12 protein-coding genes are annotated in these 16,256 nt (G+C 75.1%); 7 read left to right on the top strand and 5 right to left on the bottom strand.

Annotated features, from left to right (window positions below):
• Positions 1 to 69: 69 nt before the first annotated feature.
• From ACY34I_RS14475 to ACY34I_RS14455, 5 genes are read left to right on the top strand one after another with little or no spacing between them, the layout of a single operon-like run.
• Entirely contained in the window at positions 70 to 1,317 is a 1,248-nt protein-coding gene (locus ACY34I_RS14475) for a cytochrome ubiquinol oxidase subunit I (protein ID WP_462755562.1), read from the top strand.
• 11 nt (positions 1,318 to 1,328) lie between these two features.
• Complete coding sequence (locus ACY34I_RS14470) at positions 1,329 to 2,336, top strand: cytochrome d ubiquinol oxidase subunit II (RefSeq protein WP_462755561.1); 1,008 nt, start codon at positions 1,329 to 1,331, stop codon at positions 2,334 to 2,336.
• Positions 2,333 to 4,009 carry a thiol reductant ABC exporter subunit CydD gene (gene cydD, locus ACY34I_RS14465; RefSeq protein ID WP_462755560.1) on the top strand — a complete coding sequence of 559 codons (1,677 nt, stop codon included), beginning with the start codon at positions 2,333 to 2,335 and terminating at the stop codon, positions 4,007 to 4,009. Before ACY34I_RS14470 ends, cydD begins: the two co-directional genes overlap by 4 nt.
• Positions 4,009 to 6,066, top strand: a complete 2,058-nt coding sequence (gene cydC, locus ACY34I_RS14460) for a thiol reductant ABC exporter subunit CydC (protein ID WP_462755559.1) — start codon at positions 4,009 to 4,011, stop codon at positions 6,064 to 6,066. Before cydD ends, cydC begins: the two co-directional genes overlap by 1 nt.
• Before the next feature lie 60 nt (positions 6,067 to 6,126).
• Positions 6,127 to 6,798, top strand: a complete 672-nt coding sequence (locus tag ACY34I_RS14455; protein WP_462755558.1) for a permease prefix domain 1-containing protein — start codon at positions 6,127 to 6,129, stop codon at positions 6,796 to 6,798.
• 63 nt (positions 6,799 to 6,861) lie between these two features.
• Here the strand turns inward: ACY34I_RS14455 and ACY34I_RS14450 are convergent, their stop codons facing one another.
• On the bottom strand, positions 6,862 to 7,203 hold the full coding sequence (locus tag ACY34I_RS14450; RefSeq protein WP_148798677.1) for a PadR family transcriptional regulator: 342 nt from the start codon (positions 7,201 to 7,203) through the stop codon (positions 6,862 to 6,864).
• A gap of 149 nt (positions 7,204 to 7,352) precedes the next feature.
• Here ACY34I_RS14450 and ACY34I_RS14445 point away from each other — a divergent pair, with 149 nt between their 5' ends.
• Positions 7,353 to 8,309 carry a DNA primase gene (locus ACY34I_RS14445; RefSeq protein WP_462755557.1) on the top strand — a complete coding sequence of 319 codons (957 nt, stop codon included), beginning with the start codon at positions 7,353 to 7,355 and terminating at the stop codon, positions 8,307 to 8,309.
• A gap of 40 nt (positions 8,310 to 8,349) precedes the next feature.
• A complete protein-coding gene (locus ACY34I_RS14440) occupies positions 8,350 to 10,695 on the top strand; it encodes a transposase (protein ID WP_462755556.1) in 2,346 nt (781 codons plus the stop codon).
• A gap of 345 nt (positions 10,696 to 11,040) precedes the next feature.
• Here the strand turns inward: ACY34I_RS14440 and ACY34I_RS14435 are convergent, their stop codons facing one another.
• From ACY34I_RS14435 to ACY34I_RS14420, 4 genes are all read right to left on the bottom strand, one after another.
• Positions 11,041 to 11,634, bottom strand: a complete 594-nt coding sequence (locus ACY34I_RS14435) for a GTP-binding protein (RefSeq protein WP_148798684.1) — start codon at positions 11,632 to 11,634, stop codon at positions 11,041 to 11,043.
• A 1-nt stretch (position 11,635) separates the two neighbouring features.
• Positions 11,636 to 12,013 (bottom strand): DUF742 domain-containing protein, encoded by a 378-nt coding sequence (locus ACY34I_RS14430; protein WP_462755646.1) that lies wholly within the window; start codon positions 12,011 to 12,013, stop codon positions 11,636 to 11,638.
• Positions 12,014 to 12,113: 100 nt separating this feature from the next.
• Positions 12,114 to 12,518: a roadblock/LC7 domain-containing protein gene (locus ACY34I_RS14425; protein ID WP_013731521.1), complete on the bottom strand. Its 405-nt coding sequence runs from the start codon at positions 12,516 to 12,518 to the stop codon at positions 12,114 to 12,116.
• Positions 12,515 to 16,027, bottom strand: coding sequence for a sensor histidine kinase (locus ACY34I_RS14420; RefSeq protein ID WP_462755555.1), 3,513 nt, complete (start codon positions 16,025 to 16,027; stop codon positions 12,515 to 12,517). The genes ACY34I_RS14425 and ACY34I_RS14420 overlap by 4 nt, the downstream gene beginning before the upstream one ends.
• Between the last annotated feature and the right edge of the window lie 229 nt (positions 16,028 to 16,256).

Below are 16,256 nucleotides of genomic sequence, written 5' to 3'. Positions count from 1 at the left end.
GGTCGGATAGGTAGGCAAGCTACGTGTAGGCTCGCTATGACAAGCGAGTCAACCCGTGGGAGAACGGCCATGGATCCCCTGCTCCTCGCCCGCCTGCAGTTCGCCACCACCACCTCGATCCACTTCCTCTTCGTGGTGGTCACCCTCGGCCTGGTCACCCTGCTGGTCGCGCTGCAGACCGCCGGCTTCATCACCGGCAAACCGGTGTACGAACGGCTGACCCGCTTCTGGGGCCAGCTCTACGTGATCAACTACGTGCTCGGCATCGCCACCGGCATCGTGATGGAGTTCCAGTTCGGGCTGAACTGGAGCGGCCTGTCGCGCTACGTCGGCAACGTCTTCGGCGCACCGCTGGCCATCGAGACGCTGGTCGCGTTCTTCCTCGAGTCCACGTTCCTCGGCATGTGGATCTTCGGTTGGCACCGGCTGCGCCGCGGCGTCCACCTCGCGCTGCTCTGGGGGGTCGCGCTCACCGCGTACGCCTCCGCGTTCTGGATCATGGTGGCGAACGCCTGGCTCCAGCACCCCGTCGGATACGAGGTCCGCGACGGCATCGCCCACCTCACCGACTTCGGCGCGCTGCTCACCAACCCGACCCTCACCCTCGCCTTCGGGCACGTGGTGTCGGCGAGCCTGGTCACCGGCGGGATGCTGATGGCCGCGGTGAGCGCCTGGCACCTGATCCGGCGCACCCCGGACTTCGCGCTCTTCCGAAAGTCCCTGCGGCTCGGTCTGCTCACCTTCGCGGTCGCCGTGGTCTTCCTGATCGGGTTCGGCTTCGCGCAGTTCGGCCCGGTCGGGGAACTGCAGCCCACCAAGTTCGGCGGCGGCGCCGACCGGGACGCCCTGATCGCCGAGTGGACGGCGAAGTTCGGGCCGGGCGACTACACCCCACCGACCCTGTCCAACGTCGGCCTCGGCTTCATGATCCTGATCGGGATGGCGCTGTTCTTCGGCATCCTCGTGGTGCCGCTGCTCTGGCGGGACTGGATCATCCGGCTGCAGTTCCCGCTCTGGCTGATCCTGCTCGCCGTGCCGCTGCCCTTCGTCGCGGTGATCCTCGGCTGGATCGCCCGCGAGGTGGGGCGCCAGCCCTGGGTGGCGTACGGGCTGCTGCCCACCGGGCAGGCGGTCTCGCCGGTCGGCCCCGGGCTGATGCTCACCTCGCTGATCGGCTTCACCCTGCTGCTCGGCACCCTCGCCGTCACCAACTGGGTGCTGCTGGCCCGGCACGCCGCCCGGGGCGCACACGACCCCGCCCTCGGCCGCCCGCCCGCGCCCGACACCGACACCCACCCCCACCCCGTGTTCGCCTGAGGGAGCCCGCCGTGGAACTCGCCTGGTACGCCCTGCTCGGCCTCTTCTTCGCCACCTACCTCGTCCTCGGCGGCTACGACTACGGCGTCGGCCTGCTGCTCGCCCGGGGTGCCACCCCCGAGGCCCGGCGGGCCGCGCTCAACGCCGTCGGGCCGTTCTTCCTCGGCAACGAGGTGTGGCTGGTCGCCGCCGTCGGCATCCTGTTCGGCGCCTTCCCCACCCTGGAGGGCGAACTGCTCTCCGGCCTCTACCCGGCCGTGCTCGGCGCGCTCGCCGGAGTGGTGCTGGTGACCGCCGGGGTGCAACTGCGCAGCCGGCCGCGCGCCGGGTCGGCCCGGGCCGGCTGGGACCGGGTGATCGTGGCCGGCAGCGTGCTCGCCGCCCTGGGCTGGGGCGCCGTGCTCGGCGGGCTGCTGCAGGGCGTACCGCTGACGGCGGACGGGCACGTCGCCGGCGCGGGCCACCTCTTCACCCCGTTCGTGGCCGCCGTCGCGCTGGCGACGCTGGCGCTGATCGCCGTGCAGGGTGCGACGTTCCTCACCCTCCGGCTGCCCGCCGCCCACGCCCCGGCGGTCGCCCGGCTGGCCCGGGGGCTGGTGCCGGCGGCGCTCATCGCGCTCGCCGCGGCCACCGTGCTGGGCCTGCTCTCCGACCGGGTACGCGCCGCCGTGGCGCGCCCGGCGGTCGCCGTACTGCTGCTGTCGGCGCTGGTCGCGGCGCTGCTGGTGGCCCGCGCGGCGCTCGACCGGGGCCGGGCCGGGGTGGCCTTCGCGGCGACGAGCGCGGCGCTGGCGCTGCCGGTGGCGCTGATCGGAGCCGCCCTCTGGCCCCGGATCCTGGTCTCCACGGTCGACCCGACCGCCTCGCTGACCGTCGCGGACGCCGCGGCCAGCGGTCCGACCCTCTCCCTGCTGGGCTGGCTCGCGCTGCCGCTGCTGCCGGCCCTACTAGGCTTTCAGGCGATGTGCTGGTGGGTGTTCCGGGGACGGACCGACGGCAGGGCACCGGTGTACTGGTGAATCGCCGCCCGTTCGACCCGCGGCTGCTGCGCCGGGTCCCCGCGGCCCGGCGCGACCTCGCCGTGCTCGCGGTGCTGGGCGGGCTGACCGCGCTGCTGGTGGTCGCGCAGGCCACCGCGCTGGCCACGCTGCTGGCGACGGCGATCGACGGGCGACTGCACCGGGCGGCGCTGGCCGGCTTCGGCGCCGCAGTCGCCGCCCGCGCGCTGGTCAGCTGGGCGCAGGGCACGGTGGCCGCCCGGGTGGCGGCCACCGTGAAGGCCGCCCTCCGCGCCGACCTGCTCCGCGCGGTCGGACGGCACGGCCCCACCTGGGTCGCCGGCCAGCGGGCCGGGCAGCTCGCCACCCTCGCCGGGCGCGGCCTGGACGCGCTCGACCCCTACTTCACCGGTTATCTGCCGCAGCTCGTGCTGAGCGTGACCGTGCCGCTGGCCGTGCTGGGCCGGATCGTCCTCGCCGACTGGAGCTCGGCGCTGATCATCGCGCTGACCATCCCGCTCATCCCGGTCTTCGGGGCGCTGCTCGGCTGGCAGGCGCAGGCCGCCACCGAGCGGCAGTGGCGACGGCTGTCACTGCTCGGCGGGCACTTCCTGGACATGGTGGCCGGGCTGCCCACGCTGCGCGCGTTCGGCCGGGCCCGGGCCCAGGTCGACGTGGTCCGCCGGATGGCCGACGGGCACCGGCAGGCCACCATGAAGACGCTGCGCATCGCGTTCCTCTCCGCGCTGGTCCTCGAACTCGTCGCCACCCTGTCGGTGGCGCTGGTCGCGGTGCCGGTGGGCATCCGGCTGCTCGGCGGCGGGATCACCCTCTCCACCGCGCTGCTGGTGCTGCTGCTCACCCCGGAGGCGTACCTGCCGCTGCGGGCCGCGGGCAGCCGGTTCCACGCCAGCATGGAGGGGCTGACCGCGCTGGACGAGGCGCTCACCCTCTCCGCCCCGCCGGCCGCCGCCGCGCCCGCCCGCGCGCCGGTGCCGCCGCCCGGCGGCGACGGCGAGATCCGCTTCGAGGGCGTCACCGTCGCGTACGAGCGGACCACCGCGCTGCGCGACGTCACGCTGACCATCCGGCCCGGCGAGCGGGTCGCGATCATCGGGCCCAGCGGGGCCGGCAAGACCACCCTGCTCGGCCTGCTCCTCGGCTTCGTCACCCCGACCGCCGGCCGGGTCACCGTGGCCGGGGTGGACCTGGCCGACGTCGACCTCGACGCCTGGCGGCGCCAGGTCGCCTGGGTGCCGCAGCGGGCCCACCTGTTCGCCGGGTCGCTGGCCGACAACATCCGCCTCGGCGCCCCGGACGCCGCCGACGCCGCTCTGGCCGGGGCGGTCACCGACGCGGCGCTGGACGAGGTGGTCGCCGGGCTGCCCGAGGGACTGGCCACCCCGCTCGGGGAACGCGGCCACGGCCTGTCCAGCGGGCAGCGGCAGCGGGTGGCGCTGGCCCGGGCGTTCCTGCGGGACGCCCCGCTGGTGCTCCTCGACGAGCCGACCGCCCGGCTGGACACGGCCAGCGAGGCAGTGGTGCTGGCCGCCACCCGGCGACTGGTCGCCGGGCGTACCGCGCTGCTGGTGGCGCACCGGCCCGCGCTGCTGACCGACGCCGACCGCATCCTGCGCGTCGAGGACGGCCGGGTCACCGAGCTGAGCCGGGTGCCGGCCGGGAAGGTCAGCTGATGAGCGGCCCCGACCAGCCCGGCGCCGTGCCCCAACCCGGGCGGCCGGACGACCCGGTTCCCGGGCGGCCCGAGCCGCAGGACGGCCTGGTGGCGGGCAGCACCGAGCAGCCGGGGGTCGTCTCCGGCGGCGACGTGGCGCCCTGGCGACCCGACCAGCCGGTGCGGGCCGTGCCGGGCGGCGTCTCGCGGGACGGCGTGACCCCGGCCGCACGCGACGTCGGCGCGCCGACCGCCGCCGAGGCGAGCGCGCCAGAGCTGTTGCCGGACGGACCCGCCCCGACCGCCGCCGGCACGCCGGCCGCGGCAAGCAGGGGCGGGGCGCGCGCCGAGTGGACCGTGCTGCGGCTGGCCCGGCCGTACCTGGGCCGGCTGGTCGGCGCCGGGCTGCTCGCCGCGGCCACCGAGTTCGCCGGGCTGGCCCTGATGGCCACCGCCACCTGGCTGCTGATGAGCGCCGCCGGCCGGCCGCCGCTGGACCGGTTGACCGTGGCCATCGTCGCGGTCCGCGCCCTCGCCGTCGGCCGGGGCGTGTTCCGCTACACCGAACGGCTCGCCGGGCACGACGCGGTGCTCCGCATGATCACCGACGTCCGGGCCCGGGTGTTCGCCACCCTCGCCGTCCGCCGGGACGCCGCCGCGCAGCGGACCGGGGACGCGTTGAGCCGGCTCGTCTCCGACGTGGAGGCGGTGCAGGACCTGCTGCTGCGGGTGCTCGTACCGGGGTCCGCCGCCGCGCTGGTGAGCCTGCTCGCCGTCGGCAGCGCCGCGCTGATCTCCCTCCCCGCGGCCGGCGTGCTCGCCCTCGGGCTGCTGGTGGCCGGGGTGGCGCTGCCCGCGCTGGCCACCACGCTGACCCGCCGGGCCGCCGATGAGGTGGCCCCGCTGCGCGGGGCACTCGCCGCGGACGCCGTCGACCTGACCCACGGGGCCGCCGACCTGGCCGCGTTCGGCGCGACCGACCGGGCGCTGGCCGCCGCCGAGGGCCGGGCCCGACGCCTCGCCCGGCTGGAGCGCCGGCTGGCCGCGACCGGCTTCGCGGTCGACGCGACCGGGGTCCTGGTCAGTGGGCTCACCGCCGCCGCGGTGGTCGTCGTGGCGTTGCGCGCCGGCGTCGGCGGGGTGCTGGTCGGGGTCCTCGCCGTCGGCACCCTCGCCGCGGTCGAGATCGCCCTCGCCCTGGTCGGCGCCGCCCGGCAGTGGACCCAGCTCCGCACCGGCCTGGCCCGGGTGGCCGCCCTGCTCACCGCCCCCGCAGCGGCCCCCGCCGCCGGTCCGGCGACCGTCACCGGCGACCGGCACGACGTACGATTCGCCGGGGTGACCGTGCGGTACCGCGAGGGGGCGGCGCCCGCGCTCGACGGGGTCGAGCTGGACCTGCCGGCCGGCCGCCGGGTGGCCGTGGTCGGGCCGAGCGGCGCCGGCAAGAGCACCCTGGCGGCCGTGCTCACCGGCGCGGTACGCCCCGCCGCCGGCCGGGTCACCCTGGACGGGGCGGAGGTGTCCGCGTACCCGGCCGAGGAGCTGCCCCGGGCGATCGGCGGCCTGCTCGCCGAGGCGTACGTCTTCCACGCCTCGGTCCGGGAGAACCTGCTGCTGGGCCGGCCGCGGGCGAGCGAGGAGGAGCTGGCCGCCGCCACCCGGGCGGCCGGCCTGCTGGACTGGGTACGCGACCAGCCCGACGGCTGGGACACCGTGGTCGGCGAGCAGGGCGGGCAGCTCTCCGGCGGCCAGCGGCAGCGGCTGGCGCTGGCCCGGGCCCTGCTGGCCGCCCCGGCGGTGCTGGTGCTGGACGAGCCGACCGAGGGTCTCGACCCGGCCGCCGCGGACGCTGTGCTGGCCTCGGCCCTGGCCGCCACGCCGGCCCACCACTCAGTGCTGCTGATCAGCCACCGGCTCAGCGGCCTCGCCGAGCTGGACGAGATCGTGGTGCTCGACGCCGGCCGGGTGGTGCAGCGCGGCCGGCACGACGAACTGGTCGCGCAGCCGGGCTGGTACCGCGACCAGTGGCTGCGCCAGGAGGCGGCGGAGCGGGGCTACCTGGCGCTGGCACCCTGATCGCCCCTTCCGGGAAAACCCCGGACGCGGACCGCGCCGCAGGGTGGCAGGGTGGGACCCATGCGGGGGTACGCGGACGGGCTCGTGGAGGAGCGGCTGCGTGAGCTGGCCGGCCAGTTGCACGGGCCGGCCAGCCTCAAGGCCGACCTGCTGACCGAGGCGCGGCACGCATTGCTGGACGCCGTCGAGGCGTACCGGGAGGACGGCCTGCCCCCGGCGGAGGCCGGGCGGCGCGCGGTGGCCGAGTTCGGCAGCCCCGCCCAGCTCGTGCCCGGCTACCAGGCCGAGCTGGCGGCCGGGGCGCTGCGCCGGCTGGCGCTGCGGGCACTGGCGGTGGCGGTGCTGCTGATGGCCGGGGGCGACCTGACCTGGCGGGGGGCGAGTTGGAGCGACGGACCCCGGCCGCCGGCGGGCTATCTGCTGCTGTCCGCCGCGCTCAACGGGATCTGGGCGCTGATCGCCGGCCTGGCGCTGGCCGGCCTGCTGCTCGGGGTCCTCGCCGCCCGGTACGGGTCGGCCCGCCTCCCCCGGCTGGCGCGGGCGGTGGGCTTCGGGCTGACGGGCGGGCTGGCGCTCGGCGCGGTCGCCGGCAGCGCGGTGTTCGGCTGGTCGGTCGGCCTCTGGGACGCGGCCCTCACCTGGCCGCCGATGATCATCGGCGCGGTGCTGGTGAGCGTCGGCTGGTTCGCGCTCGCCCGGGCGGCGCGCTGCTGGCTGCTGACCACCCGCTGACGCCGAGCCGGCAGCTCGTCCGGCGGGGCGGTCAGGCCGGGGCGCCCGGCGACTCGGCTTCGGTCAGGCCGGGGCGCCCGGCGGCTCGGCTGGGCCGAGGAACCGACCGACCGTGGCGCTGAACTCGCGCCAGCCGGCCCGTTCGCCGGCGAGCGCCCGGCCGCCGGCCTCGGTTAGCTGGTAGGTGCGCCGCTCCCGCCCGTTGACGGTGCTCCACGAGCTGGCCACGTAGCCGGCCCGCTCCAGGCGGCGCAGGGCCGGGTAGATGGTGCCGGTGGGCAGGTCCAGGGTGCCGCCGCTGCGGGCCCGGAGCGCCTCGATGATCGCGTAGCCGTGCAGGGCGCCCTGCTCCAGCACCGCCAGCAGCAGCGCGTCCAGGTGTCCGTGCAGCGCCTGGGCCTTCATGTGTAGCAAGACTACTTGTCCGCCGGTCGAGATGCCACCGGGGTGCGGCTCCCGGTCGCGCCGGGTCGCCCACTAGGGTATGTGCGCAGAGTCACTCGGCGGCCGGAGGCGTCGCCGGGTGGGCAACCCGACAGCACACGGAGGTCAGCGTGGCCCGCCAGTCGCCCCACCGGCCCGACGCCGACGAGCCCGAGCTCGACGACACCACCCCGTCGGCCGCCGAAGACGAGGTCGAGGTCGACCGTCCGGCGGCGGACCGCGCGCTCTGGGACGAGCTGCGGATCGACCCGGTGGAGATCGCCCTGCCCGCCGGCACCGGCTTCACCCTGCGGGCGTACCGGCCGGCGCGGGAGCTGACCCCGACCGACGTCGCCGAGCGCGACCAGGACGATCCGTTCCTGGCCCGGCGCCAGGTCGTCGAGACCGAGGACGACGAGGAGGTGGTGATCCTCGACGAGGAGTTCGCCGCCCTCGCCGCCGAGGAGGACGAGGACGAGGAGCGCGCCAAGGGTCGCCGGCGCGGCACGGCCGAGGCGGCGGACGAGGCCGCCGAGGAGGACGAGGACGCCGACGAGGACGAGGACGCCGACGAGGACGAGGCGGACGAGGACACCGGCGACGAGGAGGTGCCCATCTTCCTCAGCCACCGCGGCAAGCTGCTGCTGTTCAAGTCCCCGGAGTCGCTGGTCAGTTTCATCCGTTCCGGTGCGCCCAACGACCTGTCTCAACTGGACAGCTGGGATGACCTGTCCGAACGGCTGGAACCGGCCGACATCGCCCCGCTGGACGAGGACACCTACGAGCTCGACCTCGTGGTGGAGAACCTCCGCGGCGGCCACGACGCATGGGATCCCACGCTCCTGATCGAGGCCGGCGAGATCGCCCGTGACCTGGCGTACGCGCTGCGGCTACCCGCCGTGCTGGACATGCTCTCCGCAGGCTCGAGTCTGGACGACCTGGACGAGGCGCTGCGGTCGAGCGTCAACGGCGGAATCGGTGGTTTCCTGGGTCGGCGCCGGCTGAAGAAAATCGGGGCACAAACCGCAAGTTTGGGTTGGCGCACCATTGTCGGCAAGATCTCTGCCGTTGTGGACTGGCGCGACTGACCCGGACCGGGGAGCATCAGTCTCTGGCAGAGCAAGACCTGTGTCCCGGGAGGAGGACGACGCCGTGGCGCTCGTGCGCGTGTACTGCGGTCTGGCCTCGGCGGATCCGGCCGACCGGCCGGCTTCGGCCGGATCGACGCTGACGTCCGCTGTGGTCGACGACGCAGGCCGTCTGCTGCATGTCTGCGAGATCGGCGACGACCCCGCTGGCTACGCCCAGCTGGTCGCGCTGCTCGTGGAGCGGTCGGGCGGGCCGAGCGGTGCGGCCATCGCCGCCGACAGTGACGATCACACGGTCACCTCGCTGCTCAGCGCGGCCGGTCGACCGCTGGCGATCGCCGACGACGACTCGGTCGACGACTTCGCCGAGCGCTTCGCCGACGACGACTCGCTGGACGAGATGCAGTCGCCCCCGGCCGAGCGCCGGGCGGTCGGGCTGGCCCGGGCGCTGCAGGCCGGCGCCCTCTCCGCGGTCACCCTGCCGGCCCCCCGCGATCTCGCGGGCTACAAGCAGGTCCTCGCCGCGCACGCCGCGCTGGCCAGCGGGCGGCACTCCGCCGCCGTGGCGCTGCGTGAGGTGCTCCGTGAGCTCTACCCGGCCGCCCTCCGCGCCTACCCGGACCCGGCCGAGCCGGTGTCCCTGGCCGTGCTCGACGCCCTGCCGGAGCCCGGCATGCTGAGCGGCACGGTGGCCCGGGGCCGCGAGGTCGGGGTCGCCGCGGACGCCGTCGCTGCGCACCTCGCCAACGAGGGCGTCGCGGACGCCGACACCATCAACGACGCGGTCACCGCGCTGCGGGTCGCCATCGCCGAGACGCCCCGCCGGGCCGCCGTCAACCGGGCGCTCACCGCCGCCGTCGCGGAGACGGTCCGGCAGGCGGTCTCCGCCGTCCGGGCCTGCGACGCCGGCTGCGCGGCCCTGGTCGGCGCGCTCAGCGCCCGGGTCACCACGCCCGCCCCGGCACCGGGCCGCCGGGCCGCCACCCGACGCGGCGAGCCGGTCGACGAGCGACCCGCCCTCGGCAACACCAGCACCGGCCTGCGGCCGGTCCGACCCGCCGAGCCTGAGCCGGTGGGCCGGCGTGGCCGCCCCGAGCCGGTCTCCGGCCCGGCCGCGCCCGCGACACCCCGGCCGCTCGGCCCGCCGCCGGTCGCCCCGGCACCGGTCGCGCCGCCGCCCGTCGCCCCCGCCCCGGTCACCCCGGCCGCCGCCGCCAGCGGGCGGCCGACGTCCGCGCCGCCGTCGCACACCGAGCCGGCCGGGGCGCCGCTGCCGCAACGGGCGGACGCCCCGACCAACCGGCCGATCTCCGCACCGCCCCCGCCGCCCGGGATCACCCCGATCCCCCCTGCCCAGCGCGGCAAGGTGCCGCCGGCCGAGGCCGGCGAGCCGTTCCGACCGACGCTGACCACGGCGGCGATCAACAGCGCCCGGGCCGAGCGGCAGCGGACCCTCATCCCACCCCGGCCCAAGATCAACCAGGAGCCGCCGACCGGGGGTTTCAGCGCCACCGACCTGAGCGTCCCGGTGCCGACCCCGCGCCCGAACCAGGAGTCCGCTCCCCCGGGCTCGCGGGCCAACTGGCCCCTGGTCAACACGGGCGAAGACCAGGACGACCGCGCCACGGAGGCGCCGGCCGGCTACCCGTACGGCCGGGACGTGGACGCGCCGAGCGATCCGGGCACCAGCCGGGTCACCCCGCCCTGGCTCGCCGACGACCTGCCGCAGGAGCCGCCGATGCTCCGCCTGGTGGAGCCGCCGCCGCTGGCCGACCGGGCGCTGCGGGACGAGTTGGACGCGCCGACCGACCCGGGCCTGGAGGCTCCCTCGCTGCGGCTCGTCGACCGGCCGGAGTCCGCCCGGCCGGGCCGCCCAGCGCCCCGCGCCGACCTGCCCACCCCGCCGGAGCAGCGCCCCGCACCGAAGGAGCACCGGCCCCCGCCGGTGTCCGACGAGGGCGACGGCGACCTGCTGATCTTCGCCCAGGCGAAGTCCGCCTGGTTCGTCGGGCACGGCGACGAGGCCGACCTCGACTGGTCGAGCACCGCGGACACCGGCTGGCAGGCCGCCCAGCAGGCAGCCCGCCCGTCGGTGGGCACGGAGACCAAGGCCGGCCTGCCGAAGCGGGTCCCGCAGGCCAATCTGGTGCCCGGTTCGCCGCTGCGCGACGAGCGCCCACTGCGGATCGTCCGGAACGCGGCCAGCCTCGCCGAGAACACCACGGGCTACTTCCGGGGTTGGCGGCGCGGTCAGGAGATCGGCGGCTTCGCCGTCGGTGGCCGCCCCGGCCGGGAGGCGGCCGGCGGCTGGGACTTCAGCCGTGACACCGGCGACCGCGACGACGAGCGGGAGTACGAGTACCGGTCCGCCGGTTACCGGTCCTGACCGACGCCGCATCCATTTGCGTGCACGGCGGGTTCAGCAGCTTCGGCCCGTACGCCTCGGACTCGGTCCAGCTCCTCGCTGCGGCGGGCGGACGGCGACCAGCACCGACCGTGGACGGCTGCGGACGTGCAGGCAGATGCAGGTGACCGAGGGCATCGCCGGGGCGTACCTTCGCGCCCCGTGGCACGGCGGCAGGGAAGGCGACTCCCTGGGCGTCCACACCCGGACCCAGGGCAGCTGGACCCGGTACTCCTGACGTCGGGATGAGGCCGGCAGCGCCCGACCGCCGATGCTGGACAGTACGAAGCGCCCGGTGACCAGTCACCGGGCGCTTCGGTACAGCGGTCAGGCGGGGGCGGTCGCCCGGGAACGCCGCATGGTCAGCACGTACTCGACCAGCGAGATCAGCACGTGCTTGGTCGACTCCCGGTTGCGGGCGTCGCAGGCCACCACCGGCACGTCGCGGGAGATCGCCAGCGCGTCCCGGACGTCCTGCGGGTCGTGGTACTGCATGCCGTCGAAGCAGTTGATGGCGACCAGGTACGGCAGCCGCCGGTGCTCGAAGAAGTCGATCGCGGCGAAGCAGTCGGCCAGGCGGCGGGTGTCGACCAGGACCACGGCACCGATGGCGCCCCGGACCAGCTCGTCCCACATGAACCAGAACCGCGTCTGACCCGGCGTACCGAACAGGTACAGGATCAGGTCGCGATCGATCGAGATACGACCGAAGTCCATCGCCACCGTGGTCGTCGTCTTGCCCGGCACCTGCCGGGTGTCGTCGACGCCCACGCCGGCGGAGGTCATGATCGCCTCGGTGGTCAGCGGCGTGATCTCCGAGACCGAACCGACCAGCGTCGTCTTGCCGACGCCGAACCCACCGGCAATAACGATCTTCGCCGACGTCACGCGCCCGCTCGGGGCCGGCGGCCGGTGCGACATGTCAGAGCCTGCGAAGTCCACTCAGCACCCTCTCCAGCAGTTCAGTGCCCACCGCGTCGTCCGAGTCGTCCAGGATGGTCGGCTCATGGACCGCGACCAGGCCGTCCGTCGCCATGTCGGCGATGAGCACCCGGGCCACGCCGAGCGGAAGCTGCATCCGCGCCGCGATCTCGGCGAGCGACTGCACGCGTCCGTCACACAGCGCGGCGATGTACTGGTGCTCACGACCCTGGCCGCCATTGCCATTGGCAACGGCCCGGCCGCGCACCGTCGTCTCGACGAGCGCCTCCAGGGCGATCTCGAGTCGGGGACGGGTACGACCACGGGTCACGGCGTATGGACGGACCAACGCGCCGGTCGGCTCGTCACGATCGACCATGTCGCCGCTCACCTCCTTCGTACCCGGCACCGGCTCGCCCCGGTGGAACCCGTCGTTGTCGTAGTTGTTGCCGCTCCTGACCCACCGGTCAGCGCGTCGATCAGCCCATCATCCCCACAGCCGTACGCGGCTGCGGGGTCAGGGCGTCACCCACCCGGTCGACGAGCAGGGCCATCTCGTAGCCGACCTGGCCCACATCACAGCTGCGCGCGGCGAGCACCGCGAACGACGAACCATCCGAGATGGACATCAGGAACAGGAAGCCGTTGTCCATCTCGACGACTGTCTGCAGCACCGCCCCACCCTCGAAGCAGCGCGCCGCGCCCTGGGTCAGGCTGACCAGGCCGGACGCGATCGCCGCGAGCTGGTCGGCGCGGTCCCGCGGAAGGTCACGGGACGAAGCGAGGAGCAGGCCGTCGGCGGAGACCGCGACCGCGTGCGCCACGCCGGGCACCCGGTCGGCGAAGTTGGCGAGCAGCCATCCGAGATCCTGCGTACTAGTCATCCTTGTTGCTCCTTCTGCCCGCTCCCGGCCACTGGGCCTGAGCCAGACTGCGAGGACTGCTGACCGCCCGGAGTGGCCTCCGAGCCGGCCGAGTTGCTGTCGGTCGGGTGGTTACGCCCCCGCTGCACGCCCCGATGGTAGGCCGAGAGCAGACCCCGTACGCCCTCCGGCGTCCGGCGCTGCACCGACGCGCTTGGCTTCTCGATGCCGCCCGGGACGAGCTGCGCCATCGGCACCCGCTTGGGCAGGCCCTTCTGCGTGGTCTCGGCGACCGGGACCTCGGTGGCCGCCGAGGCGGCCCGCCAGCCGTCGTCGGCCGCGGTCTGCCAGCCGCCGGTCTGCTGGGACGCTCGCCGGTTCGGCAGCGCCTCGGCGTAACCGGGACGGAGGCCTCCGTTCGCCGCTCCGTTGTCGTGCGGTGTTCCGCCGGCCATCGGGGTTGGTGCCATCGGCGTGTTACCTGTCGTCCCTGGTGTGGTCTGCTGGACGGCCTGCCCGGCGGTGTCGACCTTCGCGAACTGCTGGGTGGCCGCGCCGTTCGCCCCCGCGGCCGGCGCTGCGGCGGTCTCCTCCGGCCCCGGCTTGCGGGTACGGAACCAGGCCGACTCCAGCTCCCGGAAGATCGGCAGCTCCATCGTCTCGTCCGCGTACCGCTGGCGGTTGGCCGCCGGCTGCGGCGTGGTCGGCCGCGGCGCAGGGGCCGGCGCGGGCTGGCTGAACGCCGGCGGCGCCTCCGACCGGGTGACCCGGGGCAGCTCGGTGGTCATGTCCAGGCCGGCGGCCAGGCGCTCCGGCACCGGCGGGGCGGCGGCCGGGTCCGGCGCGGGAACCGGCGGCCAGGCCGGCGGGGCGCCGACGCTGGGCGCGGGGGTCGGCGGGGCCGGACGCGGCGGCAGCTGGCCGACCGGCGGCACGGAGACCGGCTGGCCCGGGGCGGGCGAGGCCGACACCGGCTGCGCCGAGACCGGCGCGGCCGACACGGGGTGGCCCGAGACCGGCGAGGCCGACACGGGTACGCCGGAGACCGGCGGGAACGGCGGCGCGGAGACCGGCGGGAACGGCGGGCCGGAGACCGGCGGCGGGTTGTACGGCCGCACCTCCGGGCTGCTCGGCAGCTGCCGCGGGATGGGCGGCTGCTGGCCGGTGCTGGCCGGGTCGCCCTCGGCCGGGCTGCGCCGCTGCGGCAGCGGGTCGATCGGCCGGCCGTTCGACGTCCGCGGGGTGAAGCCGTCACCGCCCGCGAGGCCGCTGGCCCCGGTCAGGTCGGACCAGGCCGGCATCGAGCGCGCGCCACCCGGGGTGGCCGGGGTGCCGGCGCCGTTGCGCGGGGCTGGATCGAAGGCCCGGCCGCCGAGCGTCACCTGGTTGCCGGAGGCGCCGGGGCGCGGGGCCGGCGGGGTCTGCGGGCCGTTGTTGAGCGCGGCCACGGCGCCGAACGCGGCGGCCAGGCCGCCGCCCTGCGGGCCGGCCGTGGCGGCCGGAAGGGCGGGCGCCGGCTGACCCCGGCCGGAGAGGGCGCGCGGCACCAGGACCGAGGTGGGCAGCGTGACGTCGGCGACCGTGCCCCGGTCGCCGCCGGGCCGCAGCTCGACCTTGACGCCATGCCGGGAGGCGAGCCGCGCGACCACGACCAGACCCATCATCCGGGAGACCGCCACGTCCACCTGCGGCGGAGTGGCGAGGCGCTCGTTCAGCTCGTGCAGCTGCTCGGCGCTGATGCCGATGCCCCGGTCCTCCACGTAGAGCGAGGCGCGGTCGCCGACGCGGCGGGCCTCCACCATGACGTGGGAGTCCGGCGGGGAGAACGCGGTGGCGTTGTCGAAGAGCTCGGCGACCAGGTGCACCAGGTCGTTGACCGCGTGCGCGGCGACCTCGATGTCCCGGTCGATCACGCCGAACTCGATCCGGGTGTAGTGCTCGACCTCGGACTGGGCGGCGCGCAGCACGTCGATGAGGGCGGCCGGCTCCCGCTGCACGCGGGTGGAGTCGGCACCGGCGAGGACCAGCAGGTTCTCGTCGTTGCGCCGCATCCGGGTGGCGAGGTGGTCGAGCTGGAACAGCTCGGCAAGCCGGTCCGGGTCCTCCTCGCCGCGCTCCAGCCGGTCGAGGTGGCCGATCAGCCGGTCGACCAGGATCTGCGACCGGCGGGCCAGGTTGACGAACATCGTCGCGACGGACGCCCGGAGGGCGGCCTGCTCGGCGGCGGTGCGGACGGCCTCCAGGTGGACCGCGTTGAACGCCTCGGTCACCTGGCCGAACTCGTCCTTGCTGCGGACCGGCAGCGGCTCGGCGATCTGGTTGGCCAGTTGCACCGGGGAGAGCTGCCCGGTGACCTGCGGGTCCCGCAGCCGGGCCACCGCCTGCGGCAGGCCGTACTGGGCCACCGAGAGGGCGCCCTGCCGCAGGTCGCGCAGCGAGCGGGCCATCGAGCGGGCGACCAGGTACGCGAAGATGATGGCCAGCAGCAGCATGCTGAACAGCAGGCCGGTCTCCAGGAACACCTGGGTCTTCGTGGCGGAGCGGAGGCTCTCGGCCTGTCCGACCACGTTGCCGTCGAGCCGCTTCTCCACCGTACGGAGCTGCTTCGCGGTGGCGACCATGGCCGCGTCCCACTGGTCCGTCTTGAATGGGGCCTCCGCCATGCTGTCGCTGGAGTTGGCGCGGACCCAGTTGGTGTATTTGTCCGCCTCGCGCCGGTCCGGTCCGGAGACGGCCTGGTCGTAGAACTCCGAGTCGGCCTCGTTGGCGACCGCCTTGAAGTTCTCGTACGCCTGGGCGTCACCGGTCTCGCTGGCGATGAACTGCTCGCGCAGCGGCGGGGGGTAGCCCCGCTTCAGCGCTTGGTGGACGACCACGCGGCGCTGAGCCAGGAACTCCTTCTGCCGGGCGACCGCCGCGGCGGCGCGCATCCGGTCGCTCAGGTCGTTGTCGCCGGCGAGCGGGGTGGCCGAGTCCCGGATCGCGAGCAGGTTGCTGATCAGCTCGCCGTACGTCTTCTCCGCGTCGCTGATGGTCAGCTTGCCGTTGAGGACCTGGCTCCGGGTGCCCGGCAGGTCGGTGAGGCTCTGGTCGATCTGGTCGAGCAGGCCCTCGAAGTTTCTCGGCAGGTCGCTGATCCCGTTCCGCTCCTGCAGGTAGGGCGTCCTCGCCTGGTCGACCCGCTGGTTGGCCCGGTTGTAGGCCTCCTGGTACTGGGCGTTGCTCTGCGTCTGCTCAGCCTTGGTCTGGCCCTTGGCTCCCAGCCACAGGATGGCGTTGACCCGCTCGTCCTGCAGGGTGTCGACCAGATCACCCGAGCGCCCGATCAGATTGGCCAGGTCGCCCGCCCGGTTGGCATTGTTGAGCGTCTGCACGTGGTCGACCAGACCGCTGGTGCCGACCACGACCGTGGCGATGGTCGGCACGATCATGATCAGACCGAGCTTGGACCAGATCGGCATGTCGCGGAGCCGGCTGGCCGGCCGGCGCAGCCGTGACAGGAAGGAGCCCGTCGTTGGCCGTTTGCTCACGTCACCGCCCTCGCATTACCGCGTCCGGACGTCGCCCGTGGGCAACGCCGAGCGACCGACCCGGCGGGTCGGACCCCCGAGATTCCATCACGCCGCCCGGCAAACGGAAAGCCCAGGTTGTCCGTCGCCGTTGGTGTGATGAGATGTTGATGCAATTTGGCAGCAATCTGTCTGGCCGGAGTCACTCAAGGTAATGGAACACCCTCACCGCGTTGTCCTGCTCGCTGGA

The organism is Micromonospora sp. RTBAU3-60 (assembly GCF_054963695.1).
The sequence above is the reverse complement of the archived record's forward strand: the minus strand, read 5'-3'. Positions and strand labels throughout refer to the sequence as shown.